The organism is Pseudonocardia halophobica (assembly GCF_050948485.1).
Taxonomy (GTDB): domain Bacteria; phylum Actinomycetota; class Actinomycetes; order Mycobacteriales; family Pseudonocardiaceae; genus Pseudonocardia; species Pseudonocardia halophobica.
The window spans coordinates 5582900-5603746 of sequence record NZ_CP192046.1 but is presented as its reverse complement, the minus strand read 5'-3'; the positions used below and the strand labels follow the sequence as shown (position 1 = coordinate 5603746).

19 protein-coding genes are annotated in these 20847 nt (G+C 72.3%); 14 read left to right on the top strand and 5 right to left on the bottom strand.

Translation table 11 applies throughout. The features are described 5' to 3' along the window. Nucleotides 1–3: 3 nt before the first annotated feature. Nucleotides 4–726, bottom strand: coding sequence for a TetR/AcrR family transcriptional regulator (locus tag ACQP04_RS26565; protein ID WP_433503289.1), 723 nt, complete (start codon nt 724–726; stop codon nt 4–6). Between the two features lie 42 nt (nt 727–768). Between ACQP04_RS26565 and ACQP04_RS26560 the strand changes: the two genes are divergently transcribed. The 5 genes from ACQP04_RS26560 (at nt 769) to ACQP04_RS26540 (ending at nt 5462) form a co-directional block, all read left to right on the top strand. Next, the gene (locus tag ACQP04_RS26560) at nt 769–1713 is read left to right on the top strand and encodes an ATP-binding cassette domain-containing protein (RefSeq protein WP_433503288.1); all 945 of its coding nucleotides are present in this window, start codon (nt 769–771) and stop codon (nt 1711–1713) included. Beyond that, entirely contained in the window at nt 1710–2495 is a 786-nt protein-coding gene (locus tag ACQP04_RS26555) for an ABC transporter permease (protein ID WP_433503287.1), read from the top strand. Before ACQP04_RS26560 ends, ACQP04_RS26555 begins: the two co-directional genes overlap by 4 nt. Nucleotides 2496–2532: 37 nt before the next feature. Next, a complete protein-coding gene (locus ACQP04_RS26550) occupies nt 2533–2742 on the top strand; it encodes a DUF3046 domain-containing protein (RefSeq protein ID WP_433503286.1) in 210 nt (69 codons plus the stop codon). Between the two features lie 258 nt (nt 2743–3000). Beyond that, on the top strand, nt 3001–4050 hold the full coding sequence (recA, locus tag ACQP04_RS26545; protein ID WP_232873053.1) for a recombinase RecA: 1050 nt from the start codon (nt 3001–3003) through the stop codon (nt 4048–4050). Between the two features lie 2 nt (nt 4051–4052). Continuing rightward, nucleotides 4053–5462, top strand: coding sequence for a RecX family transcriptional regulator (locus ACQP04_RS26540; protein WP_433503285.1), 1410 nt, complete (start codon nt 4053–4055; stop codon nt 5460–5462). Between the two features lie 36 nt (nt 5463–5498). Here ACQP04_RS26540 and ACQP04_RS26535 read toward each other — a convergent pair whose 3' ends face one another. After that, nucleotides 5499–6503, bottom strand: a complete 1005-nt coding sequence (locus tag ACQP04_RS26535) for an ABC transporter substrate-binding protein (RefSeq protein ID WP_433503284.1) — start codon at nt 6501–6503, stop codon at nt 5499–5501. A gap of 93 nt (nt 6504–6596) precedes the next feature. Then, nucleotides 6597–7376, bottom strand: coding sequence for an alpha/beta hydrolase (locus tag ACQP04_RS26530; RefSeq protein ID WP_433503283.1), 780 nt, complete (start codon nt 7374–7376; stop codon nt 6597–6599). A gap of 60 nt (nt 7377–7436) precedes the next feature. Here ACQP04_RS26530 and ACQP04_RS26525 point away from each other — a divergent pair, with 60 nt between their 5' ends. Further along, a complete protein-coding gene (locus tag ACQP04_RS26525; protein WP_433503282.1) occupies nt 7437–8288 on the top strand; it encodes a MurR/RpiR family transcriptional regulator in 852 nt (283 codons plus the stop codon). 12 nt (nt 8289–8300) lie between these two features. Here the strand turns inward: ACQP04_RS26525 and ACQP04_RS26520 are convergent, their stop codons facing one another. After that, on the bottom strand, nt 8301–9239 hold the full coding sequence (locus ACQP04_RS26520; protein WP_433503281.1) for a LysR family transcriptional regulator: 939 nt from the start codon (nt 9237–9239) through the stop codon (nt 8301–8303). 88 nt (nt 9240–9327) lie between these two features. Here ACQP04_RS26520 and ACQP04_RS26515 point away from each other — a divergent pair, with 88 nt between their 5' ends. The 6 genes from ACQP04_RS26515 (at nt 9328) to ACQP04_RS26490 (ending at nt 16453) form a co-directional block, all read left to right on the top strand. Further along, nucleotides 9328–10056, top strand: coding sequence for a succinate dehydrogenase cytochrome b subunit (locus ACQP04_RS26515; RefSeq protein ID WP_433503280.1), 729 nt, complete (start codon nt 9328–9330; stop codon nt 10054–10056). A 1-nt stretch (nt 10057) separates the two neighbouring features. Beyond that, nucleotides 10058–12001 (top strand): fumarate reductase/succinate dehydrogenase flavoprotein subunit, encoded by a 1944-nt coding sequence (locus tag ACQP04_RS26510; protein ID WP_433503279.1) that lies wholly within the window; start codon nt 10058–10060, stop codon nt 11999–12001. Continuing rightward, complete coding sequence (locus tag ACQP04_RS26505; RefSeq protein ID WP_037052470.1) at nt 11998–12756, top strand: succinate dehydrogenase/fumarate reductase iron-sulfur subunit; 759 nt, start codon at nt 11998–12000, stop codon at nt 12754–12756. The genes ACQP04_RS26510 and ACQP04_RS26505 overlap by 4 nt, the downstream gene beginning before the upstream one ends. A 213-nt stretch (nt 12757–12969) precedes the next feature. Then, nucleotides 12970–13782 carry a hypothetical protein gene (locus tag ACQP04_RS26500; RefSeq protein WP_433503278.1) on the top strand — a complete coding sequence of 271 codons (813 nt, stop codon included), beginning with the start codon at nt 12970–12972 and terminating at the stop codon, nt 13780–13782. Between the two features lie 5 nt (nt 13783–13787). Further along, nucleotides 13788–15710, top strand: a complete 1923-nt coding sequence (locus ACQP04_RS26495) for a fumarate reductase/succinate dehydrogenase flavoprotein subunit (protein ID WP_433503277.1) — start codon at nt 13788–13790, stop codon at nt 15708–15710. Beyond that, nucleotides 15707–16453, top strand: coding sequence for a succinate dehydrogenase/fumarate reductase iron-sulfur subunit (locus ACQP04_RS26490; protein WP_433503276.1), 747 nt, complete (start codon nt 15707–15709; stop codon nt 16451–16453). The genes ACQP04_RS26495 and ACQP04_RS26490 overlap by 4 nt, the downstream gene beginning before the upstream one ends. A gap of 1325 nt (nt 16454–17778) precedes the next feature. Here ACQP04_RS26490 and ACQP04_RS26485 read toward each other — a convergent pair. Next, nucleotides 17779–18153: a hypothetical protein gene (locus ACQP04_RS26485; protein WP_433503275.1), complete on the bottom strand. Its 375-nt coding sequence runs from the start codon at nt 18151–18153 to the stop codon at nt 17779–17781. 108 nt (nt 18154–18261) lie between these two features. Here ACQP04_RS26485 and ACQP04_RS26480 point away from each other — a divergent pair, with 108 nt between their 5' ends. After that, entirely contained in the window at nt 18262–18606 is a 345-nt protein-coding gene (locus ACQP04_RS26480; protein ID WP_433503274.1) for a hypothetical protein, read from the top strand. Nucleotides 18607–18782: 176 nt separating this feature from the next. Next, on the top strand, nt 18783–20804 hold the full coding sequence (locus ACQP04_RS26475) for a prolyl oligopeptidase family serine peptidase (protein ID WP_433503273.1): 2022 nt from the start codon (nt 18783–18785) through the stop codon (nt 20802–20804). Nucleotides 20805–20847 lie beyond the last annotated feature (43 nt).

The following is a 20847-nucleotide window of genomic DNA, read 5'->3' as shown; positions in this document are numbered from 1 at the left end:
ACGTCATCCTGCCCGGCTCCCGATCAGCCGTGCGACGCCGTCGAGGATCCGGTCCAGCCCGAACCGGAACTGGGCGTCGCGGTCCCCGGCCGGGTCCGGGCCCTCCGCGAAGGCGCCCTTCGCGAACGCCTCGAGCAGGGCGGGGAAGCGCGCGGGGTCGAGGAACCGGGTGAAGAGCGTCTCGTAGGCCGCCTCCGGGGTGTCCGCCGTCTCGGCCTCGTGGAAGGTCAGGTCGCCGAAGGTGTGCGCGTTGAGCATCAGGATCACGTAGAGCTTCTCCGGTTCGGCGAGCGGCGTGGGACGCAGCGCGCGCAGCCCGTACTCCAGCCAGGTCAGCTGGTTCGGCGTGGCCGGCGGGCCCAGCATCGGCACGGTCTGCAGGATCCACGGGTGGGTGCGCATGCGGTGCACCGTCGCCCAGGCCCAGCGCTCCACGCACTCCCGCCAGCCCGCGTCCGGGGCGGGGGCGAGCTCCGCGGGCGGCGGCCCGACGGCGCCGTCCTGCATGTGCAGGAGCAGCTCCTCCTTGCTGCCCACGTGCCGGTAGAGGGACATCGGCGTGAAGCCGAGGGTCTTCGCGACGCGGCTCATCGACACGGCGTCGAGACCCTCGGCGTCGGCGATCTCGATCGCCGCGGCCACGATCCGGGCGAGCGAGAGCCCCTCCCGGCCCGCGGTGCCGGGCCCGGCCTTCCAGACCGCCTCCAGCGGCGACAGCGCGTCCATCGGGCTTGATCCTAAACGATGTTTACAGCATAAACTTAGTGTATGACATACACAGTCGAGGTCGAGGGCCTCCGGAGGTCCTTCGGGACGAAGTCGGTGCTGGACGGGATCGACCTGCACGTGGCGCGGGGGAGCGTCGCCGCGCTGCTCGGTCCGAACGGCGCCGGCAAGACCACCACCGTGAAGATCCTGGCCACGCTGCTGCGCCCCGACGCCGGACGCGTGCGGGTCGCCGGGCGGGACGTGCGGACCGACCCCGTGGCGGTCCGGCGGGCGATCAGCCTCACCGGCCAGCACGCCACGGTCGACGAGGTGCTCACCGGGCGCGAGAACCTCGTGATGATGGGCCGGCTGCGGCACCTCACGAAGGGGGCCGCGCGCGAGCGGGCGACCGCCCTGCTCGAGCGGTTCGACCTGGTGGAGGCGGCCGACCGGCGCGTGTCCACCTACTCCGGCGGCATGGCCCGGCGGCTCGACATCGCCCTCGGGCTGGTCGACGAGCCGGAGGTGCTGTTCCTCGACGAGCCGACGACCGGGCTCGACCCGCGCAGCCGCCGGGACGTCTGGGACTCGGTCGCCGAGCTGGCGGCGTCGGGCGTCACCGTGCTGCTGACCACGCAGTACCTCGAGGAGGCGGACCGGCTGGCCGACCGGGTCGCGGTGCTCGCCGGCGGCCGGATCGCCGCCGAGGGCACGGCCGACGAGCTCAAGTCGCTGATCGGCGGGGAGACCGTCCAGCTCGTGCTGCCGGACGCGGCCGCGCTCGACAGCGCGATGACCGTCGCCGACCTGCGGGGATACGCCGCCCGGGCGGACGCCGAGGCCCTGTCGGTGCACGTCCCGACGGACGGCACGGCCGCCGGCGTGCGGGAGCTGCTGGAGGCGATGGCGGGCGTCCCGGTCGTGCGGGTGGCCGTGCACCGGCCGACGCTCGACGACGTCTTCCTCACCCTCACCGAGACGACCCCCGGGACGGTGCCGGCATGACCGCCTGCTCCGCCGTCCCCGGCCCGCTGCTCGACGTCGGCACCTTCCTCGGCCGCTCGCTGCGGCACTCGGTCCGCAGCATCGACGCGATGATCGTCGCGGTGGTGCTGCCGGTGCTGATCCTGCTGGTGTTCGTGTACGTGTTCGGCGGCGCGATGTCCACCGGCGCGAGCGGCACGGACTACCTGACCTACGTGGTGCCGGGTGTGATCGTGCTCTGCGCGGCACACGGCTCGGCGCAGACGGCCGTCGGGGTCAACCAGGACATGGCGACGGGCGTGGTCGACCGGGTCCGCTCGCTGCCGGTCCTCGGATCCGCCGTCCTGGTGGGGCACGTCCTCGCGAGCGTGGCCCGCAACCTGGTGTCGACGGCGGTGGTCGTCGGTGTGGCGCTGCTGCTCGGCTTCCGGCCGGCCGCGTCGCCGCTCGACTGGCTGGTCGTCGCGGGGCTGCTGGCGCTGCTGATGGCCGGGGTGTCGGCGCTGTCGGCGGCGTTCGGGCTGCTGGTCGCGAGCGCGGAGGCTGCGGGTGCGTTGTCCTTCGTCCTGCTGTTCCTGCCGTACGTCTCGAGCGGCTTCGTGCCGCCGGAGACCATGCCCGCGGTGCTGCGCGGGTTCGCCGAGCACCAGCCGGTCACGCCGCTGATCGACGCGGTCCGCGGGCTGCTGCTGGACGCGCCGGTGGGGACGTCCCCACTGCTGGCGGTGGCCTGGTGGGGCGGGCTGGGCCTGCTCGGGGTGCTGGCGTGCGGTGCGCTGTTCCGCCGTCGCGCGGGCGCGTGATGCGCCGTCGCGCGGGCGCGTGACTACCCTCGGCGGGGTGCGACTGAGCCAGTTCCGGACCCTGATGCACGACGAGTTCGGCGAGATGCGGGCGGGCTCGGTGGCGCGCGACCACGTGTTCGCCGAGCTCGGTGGCCGCAGCGCCGAGCAGGCCATCGAGGCCGGGATCGACCCCAAGCGGGTGTGGCAGGTGATCTGTGAGGCCTACGACGTGCCGGAGGACCGCAGGCTGGGCCGGGACGACTGACCGACCCCCGCGCGCCCTCGTGCCGGGTCGGGGCGGGGGCGCGCCGCTCGGCGCGGCAGGGTAGCCGATCGGCGTGTCGGTCTCGGCCTCGAACACGTGTTCGTATACCGTGGCGTCCACACCCGGCCCCGGTTGTCCACAGCAGGGGCGCGAGTACCGGAACTGTCGGTGGGACCCAATACGGTTCTCCCCGTGGCTCCCCGGAAGTCGTCGAACACAGCGAACACAGGCCCGTCCCGCACCGAGCGAGGTAGTCAGATGAGCACTCCCGACCGCGAGAAGGCGCTCCAGCTCGCCCTCGCCCAGATCGAGAAGAACCACGGCAAGGGTTCGGTGATGCGCCTGGGGGACGACACGCGTCCGCCGATCGGCGTGATCCCCACCGGGTCGATCGCGCTCGACGTGGCGCTCGGCGTCGGCGGCCTCCCGCGCGGCCGGGTCGTGGAGATCTACGGCCCGGAGTCCAGCGGTAAGACCACCGTCGCGCTGCACGCGGTGGCCAACGCGCAGGCCGCCGGGGGCACCGCCGCGTTCATCGACGCGGAGCACGCGCTCGACCCGGAGTACGCCAAGGCGCTCGGCGTGAACACGGACGAGCTGCTGGTCTCGCAGCCGGACACCGGTGAGCAGGCGCTGGAGATCGCGGACATGCTGATCCGCTCCGGCGCGCTGGACGTCATCGTCATCGACTCGGTGGCCGCGCTCGTGCCGCGCGCCGAGATCGAGGGCGAGATGGGTGACAGCCACGTCGGCCTGCAGGCCCGCCTCATGAGCCAGGCGCTGCGCAAGATCACCGGTGCGCTGAGCACGTCCGGCACCACCGCGATCTTCATCAACCAGCTGCGCGAGAAGATCGGCGTGATGTTCGGGTCCCCCGAGACCACGACCGGTGGCAAGGCGCTCAAGTTCTACGCCTCCGTCCGCCTGGACATCCGGCGCATCGAGACCCTGAAGGACGGCACCGACATGGTCGGCAGCCGGACCCGGGTCAAGGTCGTGAAGAACAAGGTGGCGCCGCCGTTCAAGCAGGCGGAGTTCGACGTGCTGTACGGCGTCGGCATCAGCCGCGAGGGCTCGCTGATCGACGTGGGCGTCGAGCAGGGGATCATCCGCAAGTCCGGCGCCTGGTACACGTACGAGGGCGACCAGATGGGGCAGGGCAAGGAGAACGCCCGCAAGTTCCTCAAGGAGAACCCCGACATCGCCGCGGAGATCGAGAAGCGGATCAAGGAGAAGCTCGGGATCGGCGCGGTGCTCGACGCCGACGCCGAGCAGGTCGAGCCGCTGCCCGCGCCCGTCGACTTCTGACCGTGGCGACCTCCGGCGAGGACGGGGGTCGGCCGCTCCGTCCCCTGCGGCCGGCCCGCCGCCGGATGTCGTCCGACGAGCTCGAGCCGGCCTCGCGGGAGGCGGTCCCGGTCGTCTCGTTCGACGATCTCGACCCCGCGGAATTCCGGAGCCCGGCGGCCGAGGACCGGCTGACGGCCGCGGACCTCGTGGCCGGTCCGGGCGATGCCGAGCCGAGTGCCTCTGAGCCGAGTGGCCCAGGGTCGGGCGAGGCTGGGCCGCACGACCGTGGGCCGCAGGACTCCGGGCTGGCCGATCCTCCCCGGACCGATGTCGGTGCCGTCCGACCTGCCGAGGCGCGTGACGGCACCGCCGGACCCTACCCCGATCGGGAACGGCGGATCGGGCTCGTCGACCTCGACGCCCTCGAACCCGGCGCGCCCGTGGCACACGAGGCCGCGGACCTGGGCGAGCTCGATGCGCCGGCGGAGCAGGCCACGGTCCTCTCCCTCGAAGACCTCCGGATCCGGCGGGCCCGGCGCGCGGGCGGTACCGGTCCCGCCGAGGGAGGACGCGGATCCGCGCGGTCGACCGATCGCGAGCCGCGCCGGCGCAGCGACGGGGCGCGTGGGGCCCGGCGGTCGCGGGGCGGCACGACCGCCGACAGCGGGCGCCCCGACGCCAGCCACTCCGACGGCAGCCACCCCTCCGACCGCGGCCCGTCCGGCAGTGACCGGTTCGGCAGCGGTCCCTTCGAGAGCGGCCTGTCCGACGAGGGCCTGTTCGACGAGGGTGCCGGCGAGCGCCGCACGCGTCGCTCGCGCCGCGCCCAGGGCGATTCCGACGCGGGACGCCGGGGACGCCGCCGCGGCTCCACACGCGGAGCCGAGGGCGAGCCGGCCGAGGACACGCGGTCCCCGGAGGAGCAGGAGGCCGCGGCCAAGGAGATCTGCCTGCGCCTGCTCACCGACCGCGCCCGCTCCAAGCACGAGCTCGCCACGAAGCTGCGCCAGAAGGGCGTCGCCGACGAGGTCACGGAGAAGGTCCTCGAGCGGTTCGACGAGGTCGGCCTCATCGACGACCAGGCCTTCGCCGACGCGTGGGTCCGCTCGCGGCACCGTGCGCGCGGCCTCGGGCGGCGGGCGATCGCGCAGGAGCTGCGCCGCAAGGGCGTCGCCAAGGAGGTCGCCGACGAGGCGCTGACCGAGGTCGACGACGCCGCCGAGGAGCAGCGCGCCCGCGAGCTCGTCGACAAGCGGCTGCGGACCCTCACCGTGACCGGTCCCGAGGACCGCCAGAAGGCCGGCCGCCGGCTGCTCGGCATGCTCGCCCGCAAGGGCTACCCGCCGCCGATCGCCTACCGGGTCGTCCGCACCGCCCTCGCCGAGCACGGGGCCGAGGAGGACGAGCTCGGCCCCGCCGACCTCGACTGAGCGCCGCCCAGCAGCCGACGCCCAGCCCAGCAGCCCTCAGCCCAGCAGCCGCATGAGGTCGTCGAGCACCAGGTTCGCGCCGGTGGGGCCCAGCCCGAGGAACCACACGCTGTCGTCGACCTCCTGGGCCCGGCCGCCCTGCACCGCGGGGATGCGGGACCACAGGTCACCGTTGACCACGGCGTCCTTTCCGGTGGTCTGCGGGTCGCCGTAGCTGGAGTAGAAGATCCGGTCGCCCGCGGCCTGGTCGATCCGCTCCTCCGAGATCTCCGTGGCCAGCTCGTCGATGTCCTGCACCGGCGGCCGGGGGAGGCCGACGTCGTGCAGGATCACGCCGATGAAGGACAGGTTCCCGTAGAGCCGGAGCCGGCCGGGCATGAAGCGGACCAGCGAGATCGTCGGCGGGTCGCCGGCCAGCGCGGCGCGCACCTCGTCGGCCCGGCCCTGGTAGGCGTTGAGCAGGTCGACGGCCTTCTGCTCCTCGCCGAGGGCGGCCGCGGCCAGGCGCAGGTTCTCCTTCCACGGGAAGCCGGGCCGGATGCTCAGCACCGTGGGCGCGATGGCCGTGAGCCGGTCGTAGAGCTGGTCCACCCGCAGCTGGCTGCCCAGGATCAGGTCCGGCTTCAACGCCGCGACCGCCTCGAGATTGAGCGGGTCGAGCGTGCCGAGCCGGGTGGCGCCGCCGACCTTCGGCTCCAGGTAGGGCGGGACCTTCCCGTCCGGACTGGCCAGGCCGACGGGGGTCACGCCGAGGGCGAGGACGTCGTCGAGCTCACCGGTGTCCAGCACGACCACGCGGGTCGGCCGGGCCTCGAGCCGGGTGATCCCGCGGGCGTGCGTGACCGTGCGGGGGAACACGCCGGGACCGACGTCGGCGCCCAGGGCGGCGGTGGCGGCGTCGGCGGTGGAGAACCGGGCGCCGCCGGTGGCGACCTCGGTGTTGCCGGAACCGGTCGGCGAGGGCGCGGGCTGCGCGCACGCCGCGACGAGCCCGAGCAGGAGCACCGGCAGCAGCGTGCGGCGCAGGGTGATGCGGGACATGGGACCTCTCCGGGTGCGGGGGAGGTGGTGGGTGGTGGTGTCAGCCGGGAGGCCGGGGGTGTCGGGGGTGTCGAGGGGGGCCGTGCGGTCGGGTCAGCCGGCGCCCAGCCTCGCGGCGAGGAACCGCTGGACGGCCGGCTGGACCTCGAGACCGCGGTGCCCGATGCCGGGCAGCAGCACGAGGTCGACGCCGATCCCGTGCCGTTCGAAGTTGGCCCGCAGGCTCCGCAGGCGGTCGATCCGGGTCGCGCCGCCGGCGTCGATCCCCGGCTCGGCGATCTCGGTGGTGTCGAGGTCGCGGTCGCCGACGACCATCTGCACGGGCACCGTCCGCAGTGTCGGCAGGTCGAGCCGGCGCCCGAAGCGCTCCTCGACGTCCGCGGTGCCGAGCCACCACGGCGTGCCGGGGTCGATCCGCGTGATCCGCCCCGGCGCGCCGACGGACACCGAGGCCAGCCGCTCCGGGTGCAGCAGGGCGAAGCGGTGCGCGAACTGCCCGCCCCCGGAGAAGCCGTGCAGGTGGAAGCGGTCGGTGCGGACGGGGTACCGCAGCGCGATCTCGTCGAGCATTGCGAGCAGGACCAGGTCGTAGCGGGTGCCGCGGAACTCCAGGCGCTTGTAGCCGGAGAGGTCGCCGGGCTCGTCCGCCCCCGCGGGGAACAGCGGCGCCACGACCAGACAGCCGTGCTCCTCGGCGAACCCGCGGTAGGCGTCGCGGTACCGCTCGGCCATCCGCTGGGTCCCGTGCACGACCACGACCAGGGGCAACGGGCCGCGCGCGGCCGGGGCGTAGAGGCAGTACGAGAAGCGCCGGTCGGCCTGTACCGCGAAGAATGGGCTGGGCCCCTTCGCGTCGGTACCCGCCGTCGTCATGTCGTGAACACTACAGTGAGGCTGTCCAAAGATGTAGTGAGCGCTACAGAAGGTGGTGCGATGCCGGACTCGCTCGAGGCCCGGGTGCGGGCGGTGCGGCTCACCGAGGCCGAGCAGCGCGTCGTCGACTACCTGCTCGCACACCCGCGGCAGGCGATCCTCGCGTCCGCCGGTCAGATCGCGGAGGGCGCCGGCACGAGCGACGCCACGGTGGTCCGGACCGCCCGGACCCTCGGCTTCGCGGGCCTGCCGGAGCTGCGGCAGAGCCTCACCGACCGGGTCGTCGGGGCGACGGGGCCGGCGGCGCAGGTCCGGCGGGTCGCCGCGGACTCCTCGGCGGGACTGCTCGAGCGGGTCTTCGAGGAGGCCGCGGAGCGGCTGGCGCGCACGGCCGCAGCCGTCGACGGGGCGGCGTTCGACGCGGCGGTGGCGTTGCTCGCGGAGGCGGGTGAGGTCGTCGGTTACGGGCTCGGCCCGTCGGAACTGGTCGCGCGGGCGCTCGCGCTGCGGCTGACCCGCATCGGCCGGCGGGCCCGGGCCACCGGCGCGGTCGGCTTCCGGCTGGCCGACGACCTGGTGGGTCTCGGACCGGACGCGGTGGTGGTGCTCTATCTCCCGGCCCGCCGCACGGTCGACGCGGAAGTGGTGCTCGACCACGTGCGTGCCGTCGGGGCCCGGTCGGTGCTGGTCACCGACGCGCTGGGCGGAGCCTTCGGGGACCGCGCCGACGTCGTGCTCGACGCCGTGCACGGCCTCGGCGACGTGACGGGGGAGGGGTTGACCGCGGCGGTCCTCACGGACGCGTTGTGCCTGGCGGTCGCCGCCCGGGACGAGCGCTCCGTGGTCGCGGCCGACGAGACCCTGACCCGGCTGCGCGCCGACCTGAGCCGGGACGCCCCGCGCCGGCGGTGAGCGCGGCCGGCCCTACTCCTCCGGCCGGTGCAGCACCTGGACGTCGGCCGAGAGCCCGCCCGTCGCGGCGACCGAGCCGATGTAGGTGAGCAGGGTGTCGATGAAGGCCTGGGCGGCGTGGGTGGGTGCGATGTCGGTGCGGCGGGCCAGCGCGACCGTGCGGTAGAGCGGCGGGGTCAGCACGGTGCGCCGCAGCCGCGGGCGCCCGGCGAACACCAGATCCGGCACCACCGCGACGCCGGTCCCGGCCTCGACCAGTCGGAGCACGGCGTCCATCTCGCCGCCCTCGACGGCGAACTTGGGCGTGACGCCCGCGGCGCGGTAGGCGTCGAGCGTGACCTCGCGCAGGTCATAACCCTGCCGCACCATGACCAGCGAGCGCCGGGACAGCTCGGCGACCGTCATCGACCCGCGGGACGAGGGCGGCCGGCCGGACCGCGGCGAGGCGACCGACAGTCGTTCGCGCAGGAGGGGCAGCGTGTGCAGCGCCGGGTCGACGCCGGAGGGCGGCACGATGACCAGCGCGACGTCGAGGGCGCCGCGGGCGAGGTCGCGCACCAGCGACTGCGACCCGTTCTCGGCCAGCTCCAGGTGGATCTCCGGGTGCCGCTCGTGGAAGAGCCGCAGCACGTCGGCGAGCAGGCCGATGCACATGGACGGCGTGGCGCCGACCCGCACCCGGCCCGTCCGCAGCCCGACGAGCTCGGCGACGGAGGTACGCGCGAGGTCCATGTCGGCGAGCATCCGGCGGGCGAGCGGAAGCACCGCCTCGCCCGCGGGGGTGAGCGTGACGACCTTCCCGCGGTTCACCAGCGGGGCCCCGAGATCGTCCTCCAGGGCCCTGAGCTGCCGCGACAGTGTGGGCTGGGCAACACCGACGACGTCGGCCGCCCGAGTGAAGCTGCGCACGTCGGCGACCGCCACGAAGTACGCAAGCTGCTGAAGTGTCACGTGTATAGCCTACGTGCATAGATCATGCCGACTCCATGCATTGGACGACCCGACGCCTGAGTAGTGCACTGACGACGTGGCGACACAGGTGTCTAACAGGGGCTCGGCGAAGGCCCCCGCAAGTTCCGCGGCGGCGCCCGCCCGGCCCAAGCGGCCGCGCATCCCCGCCGTCCTGCTCAAGTTCGTGATCGCGGTCAGCTCCGTGTTCCTGGTGCTGTACCTCGTGGTGCACATGATCGGCAACCTGCAGATCTTCTGGGGCCAGACGTCGATCAACGAGTACGCGATCTGGCTCCGTACCCTGCTCCAGCCGGTCCTCGGCTGGGAGGGCTTCGTCTGGGTCGTCCGCATCGTGCTGGCGTTCGCGGTGATCGGCCACATCTGGGCGGCGACCCTGCTCGCGCTGCGGGCGAAGCGCGCCCGGCCGGTGAAGTACGCGGCCGGCAACAAGGTGAAGGGCAACTACACGACCCGCACCATGCGCTGGGGCGGCGTGATCGTGCTGCTCTTCATCGTCTACCACATCCTCGACCTGACGGTCGGCACGCTGAACCCCAACGGCGAGCACCTGGCCGTCTACGAGAACGTGACCGCGGACTTCGCCCCGAGCCGCTGGTACGTGACCATCTGGTACGTGATCGCGCTGCTGGCGATCTTCTTCCACCTGCGCCACGGGTTGTGGAGCGCCGTCCAGACCTTCGGCTGGAACAGCAACAAGCGCGAGCCGATCCTGAAGGCGATCGCCACGGGCTTCTCGGGCCTGCTGGTCCTGGGCTTCCTGATCGTCCCGATCTCCGTCACCTTCGGATGGATCTGATATGAGCTACTCCGACTTCTCGGTCGGTGCCCCCGTCGTCGACAAGGCCGCCCCCGACGGTCCGATCGAGACCCGCTGGGAGCGCCGCAAGTTCGGCGTCAAGCTGGTCAACCCGGCCAACAAGCGCAAGGTCAAGATCATCGTCGTGGGCACCGGCCTGGCCGGCGGCGCCGCGGCGGCGACCCTGGGCGAGGCCGGCTACCAGGTCACCTCGTTCTGCTACCAGGACAGCCCGCGGCGGGCGCACTCGATCGCCGCGCAGGGCGGCATCAACGCGGCGAAGAACTACCGCAACGACGGCGACAGCGTCTACCGGCTCTTCTACGACACCGTGAAGGGCGGCGACTTCCGGGCCCGGGAGTCGAACGTCCACCGGCTCGCCGAGATCAGCCGCCAGATCATCGACCAGTGCGTGGCACAGGGCGTGCCGTTCGCCCGCGAGTACGGCGGCCTGCTCGACACCCGCTCGTTCGGCGGCGTCCAGGTCTCCCGCACCTTCTACGCCCGCGGCCAGACGGGCCAGCAGCTCCTGCTGGGCGCCTACCAGGCGCTCGAGCGGCAGGTCAACGCCGGCACCGTGACCATGTACCCGCGGCACGAGATGCTCGAGCTGGTCGTGGTCGAGGGCCGGGCGCGCGGCGTCGTGGTCCGGGACATGGTCACCGGCGAGATCGAGACGCACCTCGCGGACGCGGTGGTGCTCGCGACGGGCGGCTACGGCAACGTCTTCTACCTGTCGACGAACGCCAAGGGCTGCAACGTCACCGCCGCGTGGCGGGCGCACCGCAAGGGCGCGCTGTTCGCCAACCCGTGCTTCACGCAGATCCACCCGACCTGCATCCCGGTCTCCGGCGACCACCAGTCGAAGCTGACCCTGATGTCGGAGTCGCTGCGCAACGACGGCCGGGTGTGGGTGCCGAAGCAGATCGGCGACACCCGCGGCCCGAAGGAGATCCCGCACGAGGAGCGCGACTACTTCCTCGAGCGCAAGTACCCGAGCTTCGGCAACCTGGTCCCGCGCGACATCGCGTCCCGCGCGGCCAAGGAGGTCTGCGACGAGAAGCGCGGGGTCGGCCCGTCGGGCCTGGGTGTCTACCTGGACTTCGACGACGCCATCCAGCGCCTGGGCCGCAAGGCCGTCGAGGCCAAGTACGGCAACCTCTTCGAGATGTACGAGCGGATCACGGGGGAGAACCCCTACGAGGTCCCGATGCGCATCTTCCCGGCCGTGCACTACACGATGGGCGGGCTGTGGGTCGACTACGACCTGCAGAGCACGATCCCGGGCCTGTACGTGGCGGGCGAGGCGAACTTCTCCGACCACGGCGCCAACCGGCTCGGTGCGTCCGCGCTGATGCAGGGCCTGTCCGACGGCTACTTCGTCCTCCCGGTCACGATCGGCGACTACCTGGCGTCGAACAAGCTGCCGGAGGTCGCCCCCGACGCCCCCGAGGTCGTCGAGGCCGAGAAGGCGGTCCAGGACCGGATCGAGACGCTGCTGGCGATCAACGGCACCCGCACCGTCGACTCGTTCCACCGCGAGCTGGGCCACATCATGTGGGACTACTGCGGCATGGAGCGCACCGAGGACGGCCTGCGCAAGGCCCTCGAGCTGATCCCCGAGCTGCGCCGCGAGTTCTGGAACAACGTGAAGATCCCCGGTACCGGGGCGGAGCTCAACCAGAGCCTGGAGAAGGCCGGCCGCGTGGCCGACTTCCTCGAGCTCGGCGAGCTCATGTGCCTGGACGCCCTGCACCGCAGGGAGTCCTGCGGCGGGCACTTCCGCGGCGAGAGCCAGACCGAGGACGGCGAGGCCCAGCGCGACGACGAGAACTTCTCGTACGCCGCCGCCTGGGAGTACACGGGGCGCGGCTCGGCCCCGGTGCTGCACAAGGAAGAGCTCCTGTTCGAGTACGTCCACCCGACCCAGCGGAGCTACAAGTGAAGGTCAACCTGCGCGTCTGGCGGCAGAAGGACGCCGTCGACAAGGGCCGCATGGTCTCCTACGTCGTCGAGGACGCGAGCGAGGACATGTCGTTCCTCGAGCTGCTCGACGTGCTGAACGAGAAGCTGATCCTGTCGGGCGAGGAGCCCGTCGCGTTCGACCACGACTGCCGCGAGGGCATCTGCGGCACGTGCAGCATGGTCGTCGACGGCCACCCGCACGGCCCGGAGAAGGCGACCACCGTCTGCCAGCTGCACATGCGGAAGTTCGCCGACGGCTCCACGATCACCGTCGAGCCCTTCCGGGCAGGCGCGTTCCCGGTGATCAAGGACCTGGTCGTCGACCGCGGCGCGTTCGACAAGATCATCCAGGCCGGCGGCTACATCTCCGCCAACACCGGCTCGGCCCCGGAGGCGCACTCCACCCCGGTGCCGAAGGCCAACGCGGACCGCTCGTTCGCCGCGGCGAACTGCATCGGCTGCGGCGCCTGCGTGGCGGCGTGCCCGAACGGCTCGGCCTCCCTGTTCCTCGGCGCCAAGCTGACGCACCTCGGCGAGATGCCGCAGGGCCAGCCGGAGCGCTGGGAGCGCGTGGTCAACATGGTCGAGACGCACGACGACGCCGGCTTCGGCGGCTGCACCAACACCGGTGCGTGCGCCACGGCCTGCCCCAAGGAGATCCCGCTCGACGTGATCTCCCAGCTGAACCACGACTACCTCAAGGCGACGGTCGGCGGGCGGCGCAAGAAGGCCTGATCCCGGGCCGACAACTCCACACGCACGAGCCCGATTCCCCAGGTGGGGGTCGGGCTCGTCGTGCTGCGTGACGGACCGGGCACGTAGTGTGACGTCCGTCTCCCGTACCCATTTGTTCCCCACCTGACACCCGTCGGCTGTGACCCGCGTCGTAGGCTCCCTGTGATCCGCACTACAGGCAAAGACGCCGGAGAAGACGGGGACAACGACGACGTGTCATCCACCACTGACATCGCCGATCAGCGGGCCGCGGGCCGGGCCCGGATCGCGGCACGGACGCTCCGCACCGACCGCTGGTGGCTCCCACCGTTGCTCAACCTGGTCGGGCTGGGCGCGTGGGTCATCTACGCGACCGTCCGGGCCTTCATGCAGGAGTGGTACTTCGTCGCGGAGTACAACTACCTGACGCCGTTCTACTCACCCTGCGTGTCCTACGGCTGCGTCGAGCAGGCGGCGCACTTCGGCCGGTTCGTGCCGGACGTGCCGTGGCTGCCGTACGCGTTGATCTCGCTGCCGTTCCTGCTGCTGTTCCGGCTGACCTGCTACTACTACCGCAAGGCCTACTACCGGGCCTTCTGGGGCAGCCCGCCCGCCTGTGCGGTGGCGGAGCCGCACGGCAAGTACACCGGCGAGACCCGCTTCCCGCTGATCCTGCAGAACCTGCACCGGTACTTCTTCTACATCGCGGCGCTGATCTCGATCATCAACACCTACGACGCGATCATGGCGTTCATCAAGGCGGACGGGAGCTTCGGCCTCGGGCTGGGCAACATCATCCTGGTCGCCAACGTGGTGCTGCTCTGGGCCTACACGGTGTCCTGCCACTCCTGCCGCAGCATCGTCGGCGGCCGGCTGAACCACTTCTCCCGGCACCCGTTGCGCTACAAGGCCTGGACCTTCGTCACGAAGCTCAACGGCAAGCACATGCAACTGGCGTGGACCACGCTGGCCAGCCTCGCGATCACGGACGCCTACATCATGTGCGTCTCCGCGGGCTGGTTCTCCGACCTGCGGATCGTGGGGTGAACAGGATGACCGACCAGACCGACCGGACCGTCGAGCAGCACACCTACGACGTCGTCGTCATCGGCGCGGGGGGCGCGGGCCTGCGCGCGGCGATCGAGGCGAGACTGCAGGGCAAGCGGGTCGCGATCATCTCGAAGTCGCTGTTCGGCAAGGCGCACACCGTGATGGCCGAGGGCGGCTGCGCGGCGGCGATGGGCAACGCGAACCCCAACGACAACTGGCAGGTCCACTACCGCGACACCATGCGCGGCGGGAAGTTCCTCAACAACTGGCGGATGGCCGAGCTGCACGCCAAGGAGGCGCCCGAGCGCGTCTGGGAGCTGGAGACCTACGGCGCGCTGTTCGACCGCACCAAGGACGGCAAGATCAGCCAGCGCAACTTCGGCGGGCACACCTACCCGCGGCTGGCGCACGTCGGCGACCGCACCGGCCTCGAGCTGATCCGCACGCTGCAGCAGAAGATCGTGTCGCTGCAGCAGGACGACCACAAGGTCACCGGGGACTACCAGTCCCACCTGCGCGTCTTCCACGAGTGCACGATCACCGAGCTGTTCACCACGGACGGCCGGATCGCCGGCTGCTTCGGCTACTTCCGCAACGACGGCCGGTTCGTCCGGTTCGACGCCCCGGCGATCGTCATGGCGACGGGCGGGGTCGGGAAGAGCTACCAGGTCACGTCCAACTCCTGGGAGTACACCGGCGACGGCCACGCCCTGGCCCTGCGCGCCGGCGCGACGCTGATCAACATGGAGTTCCTGCAGTTCCACCCGACGGGCATGGTCTGGCCGCCGTCGGTGAAGGGCATCCTCGTCACCGAGTCGGTCCGCGGCGACGGCGGCGTGCTCCGGAACTCCGAGGGCAAGCGGTTCATGTTCGAGTACGTCCCGGACGTGTTCAAGGAGCAGTACGCCACCACCGAGGAGGAGGCGGACCGCTGGTACACCGACCCGGACAACAACCGCCGCCCGCCGGAGCTCCTCCCGCGTGACGAGGTCGCGCGGGCGATCAACTCCGAGGTGAAGGCCGGCCGGGGCAGCCCGCACGGCGGGGTGTTCCTGGACATCGCCTCGCGGCTCAAGCCCGAGGAGATCCTCAAGCGGCTGCCGTCGATGCACCACCAGTTCAAGGAGCTGGCGGACGTCGACATCACCAAGGAGCCCATGGAGGTCGGCCCGACCTGCCACTACGTCATGGGCGGGATCGAGGTCGACCCGGACACCGGGATGAGCTCGGTGCCGGGCCTGTTCGCCGCGGGCGAGTGCTCGGGCGGCATGCACGGGTCGAACCGGCTGGGCGGCAACTCGCTCTCCGACCTGCTCGTCTTCGGCCGCCGGTGCGGGCTGGGCGCGGCGGAGTACGCCGACGGCCTCGGCGCGCTGCCGGAGGTCCGGTCCGGGGACGTCGAGGCGGCCATCGAGCGGGCCCTGCTGCCCTTCTCGAGCGCCACGGACGGCGGCGAGAACCCGTTCGTCGTGCAGCTGGAGCTGCAGAAGACCATGCACGAGCTCGTCGGGATCATCCGCAAGGCCGACGAGATGGAGATGGCGCTCAAGAAGCTCGAGGACATCGCGGCCCGCACCCGGACCGTCAGCGTGGAGGGGCACCGGGAGTTCAACCCGGGCTGGCACCTCGCCCTGGACCTGCGCAACATGCTGCTGGTCTCGCTGTGCGTGGGGAAGGCGGCGCTCGAGCGGCAGGAGAGCCGCGGCGGCCACACGCGGGACGACTTCCCGGTCATGGACTCCGACTGGCGGCACGTGCTGCTGGTCTGCCGGGGCCTCGGCGAGGACGACGTGGAGCTGACCCGCAAGGAGCAGATACCGATGCGGCCCGAGCTGTTCGACCTGTTCGAGCTCGACGAACTGAAGAAGTACTACACCGGCGAGGAGCTCGGCGGGCACCGGGCCGGCCAGGGGGAGCGCGCATGAGCCACTGGCACCACTTCAGGGTCTGGCGGGGCGACGCCGACGGCGGCGAGCTCGTCGACTACCCGGTGGAGGTCAACGAGGGCGAGGTCGTCCTCGACATCATCCACCGGCTCCAGCAGACCGAGGCCGGCGATCTCGCCGTGCGGTGGAACTGCAAGGCGGGCAAGTGCGGCTCGTGCTCGGCGGAGATCAACGGCCGCCCGCGGCTGATGTGCATGACGCGCATGTCGACCTTCGCCGACGACGAGGTCGTTACCGTGACCCCGCTGCGGACCTTCCCGGTGATCCGGGACCTGGTCACGGACGTCGAGTACAACTACGTCAAGGCCCGCGAGGTGCCCGCGTTCGCCCCGCCGGCCGGCGTGGCGCCCGGCGAGTACCGGATGCAGCAGGTCGACGTGGAGCGGAGCCAGGAGTTCCGCAAGTGCATCGAGTGCTACCTGTGCCAGAACACCTGCCACGCGGTCCGCGACCACGAGGAGAACAAGGCCGCGTTCTCCGGGCCGCGCTACCTCATGCGGATCGCCGAGCTGGACATGCACCCGCTCGACGCCGCCGACCGCCGCGACCTCGCGCAGGAGGACCACGGCCTCGGCTACTGCAACATCACCAAGTGCTGCACCGAGGTCTGCCCCGAGCACATCAAGATCACCGACAACGCGATCATCCCGCTGAAGGAGCGGGTGGTGGACCGCAAGTACGACCCGATCGTGTGGCTGGGCAACAAGCTGTTCCGCCGCTGACCCCGTGAGTGGCAGGTGCCCCTGGAGGCACTTGCCACTCACGACCGGGGATGCGCTGGGGAACACGTCCCGCCGACGATCGTCGGCTGCGTGTTCTTGTGGCGCCGCGCGGCCTCCGGTGCACTCGAACGGCGATCGTCGGAGACAAGATCGGCGGCTCGGTGCGGTGGCGGCGTGCTGCGCTGCCGTGGGCGCACGCTGAGGATCACGACGAGCCGCACTGCCGATGGAGCGCGGTCCCACACCCGCGACTCACGACTGCTGTGCCGGAACGGGTGTGGAGGCGCCACGATCGCGAGGCGGGGTCGTCGGACCGTCCGTGCACTCGACCGATGATCACCGGCGGCAAGATCGGCAGCCTGGTGCACTGTGGGCGGACTGACCTGCCGTGAGTGCACGTAGACGCTGATCACGACGAGCGCACGGAGTCGCGCCTTCCGGTGTGCGGTACGGGACGGTGTGGAGCCGTCGCGATCGCCCGGCCGGGTCGCTCCACCGCCCGTGCAGTCGACCGGTGATCACCTGCCGGCATGGTCGACGGTCCGGTGCAGTGTCGGCGGACCGAGCCGCCGTGGGCGCACGCGATCGCCGATCACGACGAGTCGCACTGCCGATGGGGCGCGGTCAGACACCTCGCGACTCGTGCCGGCGGGTGTGCCGTGCGGAACGGCCTGGAGCCGCCGCGGCCGCCCGGCCGGGTCGCTCCACCGCCCGTGCAGTCGACCGGTGATCACCTGCCGGCATGGTCGACGGTCCGGTGCAGTGTCGGCGGACCGAGCCGCCGTGGGCGCACGCGATCGCCGATCACGACGAGTCGCACTGCCGGGCATCGGGTCGACCGGAGCGTGTACTGGCTCTGTACGACTCGTGCGCATCTCGCCGTACACCCGTCGGGACGCGGCACACCCTGTCGACGACCTGTGCCGCCGACCTCCTGGGTGTGAGCTTGGTGCCCAGCGGGTGCGTCGCGTCGAAACAGGTGTGGGGGCTGGCGCGATCGCCTGGCCGGTCGCCCGAACCGCCAGCACGCACGGCCGTCAGCACGCACGGCCGTCAGCGCACCCGGCCGGCAGCACGCACGGCCGTCAGCGCACCCGGCCGTCGGCGCACCCGACCGCCGGCGCACCCGACCGCCAGCACAGTCGACCCTCAGCACAGTCGACTTCGGGCGCGCTCGCGCGTCGGCGCCAGTGACCACCGGCGCAGCCCACCGCCAGTGCATTGAACTGGTGATCATCGGCGAGAAGATCGCGGTCCGGGTGCACTGCCGGCGGTCCGAGCTGCCGTGGAGGCACTCGGTTGGTGATCAAGGAGGCGCTGCGGGGCTACAGGCCCATGGAGCGGCGGATCTCCTCGAGGCGGTCCTTGGCCTTCTGCTCGCGCTCGGCGAACTTCTCCTCGACGTCCCGGCCGGCCTCGGTGTCGCCCGTGAGCTTCTGCCAGCCGGCAGCCGTTGCGGCGCGGCCTTCGATCTTGTCCCGGACGTAGTCGAGCGTGGGCACGCCCTCGTCGGTGTAGCCCGTGGCGGTCGGGGTGCCGGGTGCAGGCGGGGCGACGGGCACCGGCGACGTTCCCGCCGTCTCCGTCTCGACGATCTCGGCGTCGATCGGCTCGGACTCGGCGCCCGCGGGCTCGGCGGCCGGGTCGGCGGTGACGTCGGCGGTGGGGTCGGCGGGGCGTGGGTCGTCGGGCCGGCTCATGTCGGTGCCTCCTGTCCGCGCGGTCGTCCCCACGCTACGCGGCCCGGCACCTCCCGGGATCCGGGTCGACCCCGATCCCGGGCCGGGGGCGCGGGAGGAGATCCTTCGGTGGTGACGCGTGCGGTGCGGGAGCTGGTGGTGGTCTACGACGTCGCCTGCCCGCACTGCTCCCGCATCGCGCGCGAGCTGCCCGAGTGCGTGACCGTGAAGGTGAAGGTGCGGCCCTGCACCGAGCCGCGGCTCGCCGAGATCTACCCGAACCTGCCTGCGGCGGTCTCGGGTTGCCGCACGCCCGCCGTCGGGGTCCTCCGCACCGACGGGCAGGTGCGCTGGTGGACGGGCCTGTCCGGGGCCGTCGGGGTCCTGCCCGTGCTGCGGCCCGGGGAGCTGCGCCGCGCCGTCGGGCTGCTCCGCACGGCACTCCGGACGCGCGGCCGACCACCCGCGCCCTGACGGTTCCCGTGCCCACGCCTGACCACGCCTGCGCTGTGATGGTGCCCGCGCCTTGCCGGTGCCCGTGCCCTGACACCACCCGTGCCCTGACGAGCCCGCGCGATACCCTGCCCGCGACACCCCCGTTCGTCGCGGGTGATCGCGGAGTGTCGGTGGCGGGCACTAGCGTTGCGGGCGTGACCGCGCACGCCGCTCCGTCGACCCCCGGGCACGACACCCCGCCCGCCGTGCTGCCCTTCGGCTCCTGGCCGACCCCGATCACGTCCGCGCTCGTCGTCGAGGCCTCGGTGCGGCTGGCCGGTGCGCGGACGGACGGCGACACGGTGGTCTGGGCCGAGTCGCGGCCGACCGAGGGGGGCCGCACCCAGCTGGTGCGCCGCACGCCCGACGGGGCCACCACGGACCTGCTGCCCGAGGGGTGCGACGCGCGCACCGGCGTCCACGAGTACGGCGGCGGCGCGTGGTGGGTGCGCGAAGGGGTGGTCTGGTTCGCCAACTGGACCGACCAGCGGCTGTACCGGCTCGCGCCCGGCGGCGCGCCGGAGCCGCTCACGCCGGAGCCGGCGTTCCCGCGGGCGGACCGCTACGCGGACGGGTTCGTCACGCCGGACGGCTCGGCGATCCTCGCGATCCGTGAGCGGCACGCGCCGGAGGGCGGCGCCGCGGCGGTCCGCAACGAGATCGTCCGGCTGGCGGCGGACCGGCCGTCGGAGCCCGAGGTGCTGGTCACCGGGCCGGACTTCGTGACCAGCCCGCGGCTGTCGCCCGACGGCGTGCGCCTGGTGTGGGTCCAGTGGGACCACCCGTCCATGCCGTGGGACGACACGGTGCTGATGGGCCGCAACCTCGAGACCGGGGACGAGGCGATCATCGCCGGCGGGCCGGGGGAGTCGGTCTCCGAGCCGCGCTGGCAGCCGGACGGGTCGCTCTGGTTCCTCTCCGACCGCACCGGCTGGTGGAACCTCTACCGCTGGCTGCCCGGGCGCGACATCGAGCCGGTCGTGGTGCTCGACGCGGAGATCGGCGTCCCCGGCTGGCAGCTGGGCACCTCACGCTACGCCGTGCTGCCGGGCGGCCGGGTCGTGTTCGCGCGCTGGAGCAAGGGGTACGACGGGCTGGCCGTCCGGGAGCCCGACGGCGAGTTCACCGAGCTCGACCTGCCCTTCTCGGCCGTCGCCTCGGTGGTGCCGTACGGGGTCGGCAGCGTGCTCGTCGTCGCCGGGACGCCCACCGAGGAGCCCGGCGTGCACGTCGTGAGCGTCGACGGCGACGTGGAGACCCTGCGCGCGCCCCGCGAGCTCGGCGTCGACGACGGCTACCTCTCCGTCCCCGAGTCGATCTCCTTCCCGTCGGTCGACGGCGAGGGGGCACGGCGGACCGCGCACGCGCTCTACTACCCGCCCGCCAACCCCGAGGTCGCCGCACCGGAGGGCGCCCTGCCACCGCTGCTCGTCGTGATCCACGGCGGGCCGACGGCGGCGGCCATGCCGGTGCTGTCGGTCGGGGTGCAGTACTGGACCAGCCGCGGGTTCGGGGTCGTCGACGTCAACTACGGCGGTTCCACCGGTTTCGGTCGCGCGTACCGGGAGGAGCTCAAGGGCGCCTGGGGCATCGTCGACGTCGCGGACTGCCTGGCCGCGGCGCGGTACCTGGCGGCGACGGGGCGGGTCGACAGCGAGCGCCTGGCAATCCGGGGCGGCTCGGCGGGCGGGTACACCACCCTCGCCGCGCTGGCCCGCGAGGACACCCCGTTCTCGGCGGGGGCGGACCACTTCGGCGTCGCCGACCTCGAGGCGCTGGCCGCGGACACGCACAAGTTCGAGAGTCGCTACCTCGACGGTCTGGTCGGGCCGTACCCCGCGGCCCGGGACGTGTATGTCGAGCGGTCGCCGATCCGGCACGTCGAGCTGTTCCACACCCCGCTGATCGTGCTGCAGGGCGCGGAGGACGCGATCGTCCCGCCGAACCAGTCCGAGGCGATCGTCGACGCGCTCCGGGCCCGGCATGTGCCCGTGGCCTACCTGCTGTTCCCGGGGGAGCAGCACGGCTTCCGGCGGTCGGAGAACATCCGCCGCGCCCTCGACGCCGAGCTGAGCTTCTACGCCCAGGTGTACGGCTTCGCGCTGCCCGAGGCCGAGGGGATCGAGCCGGTGTGGGTGGAGAACCTGCGCAACGGCGAGCAGGCAGGCGGCAGCTAGACAGGGGTCGGCGCCGAGACCGCGGTGGGCGATCCGCCCGACG

Bases quoted from the DNA above. Each gene is read 5' to 3' on its own strand.
- recA (WP_232873053.1), top strand. From the start codon at position 3,001: ATGAGCACTCCCGACCGCGAGAAGGCGCTCCAGCTCGCCCTCGCCCAG.
- ACQP04_RS26510 (WP_433503279.1), top strand. From the start codon at position 10,058: ATGAGCTACTCCGACTTCTCGGTCGGTGCCCCCGTCGTCGACAAGGCC.
- ACQP04_RS26530 (WP_433503283.1), bottom strand. From the start codon at position 7,376: ATGACGACGGCGGGTACCGACGCGAAGGGGCCCAGCCCATTCTTCGCG.
- ACQP04_RS26560 (WP_433503288.1), top strand. From the start codon at position 769: ATGACATACACAGTCGAGGTCGAGGGCCTCCGGAGGTCCTTCGGGACG.
- ACQP04_RS26490 (WP_433503276.1), top strand. From the start codon at position 15,707: ATGAGCCACTGGCACCACTTCAGGGTCTGGCGGGGCGACGCCGACGGC.
- ACQP04_RS26535 (WP_433503284.1), bottom strand. From the start codon at position 6,503: ATGTCCCGCATCACCCTGCGCCGCACGCTGCTGCCGGTGCTCCTGCTC.
- ACQP04_RS26495 (WP_433503277.1), top strand. From the start codon at position 13,788: ATGACCGACCAGACCGACCGGACCGTCGAGCAGCACACCTACGACGTC.
- ACQP04_RS26525 (WP_433503282.1), top strand. From the start codon at position 7,437: ATGCCGGACTCGCTCGAGGCCCGGGTGCGGGCGGTGCGGCTCACCGAG.
- ACQP04_RS26555 (WP_433503287.1), top strand. From the start codon at position 1,710: ATGACCGCCTGCTCCGCCGTCCCCGGCCCGCTGCTCGACGTCGGCACC.
- ACQP04_RS26485 (WP_433503275.1), bottom strand. From the start codon at position 18,153: ATGAGCCGGCCCGACGACCCACGCCCCGCCGACCCCACCGCCGACGTC.
- ACQP04_RS26565 (WP_433503289.1), bottom strand. From the start codon at position 726: ATGGACGCGCTGTCGCCGCTGGAGGCGGTCTGGAAGGCCGGGCCCGGC.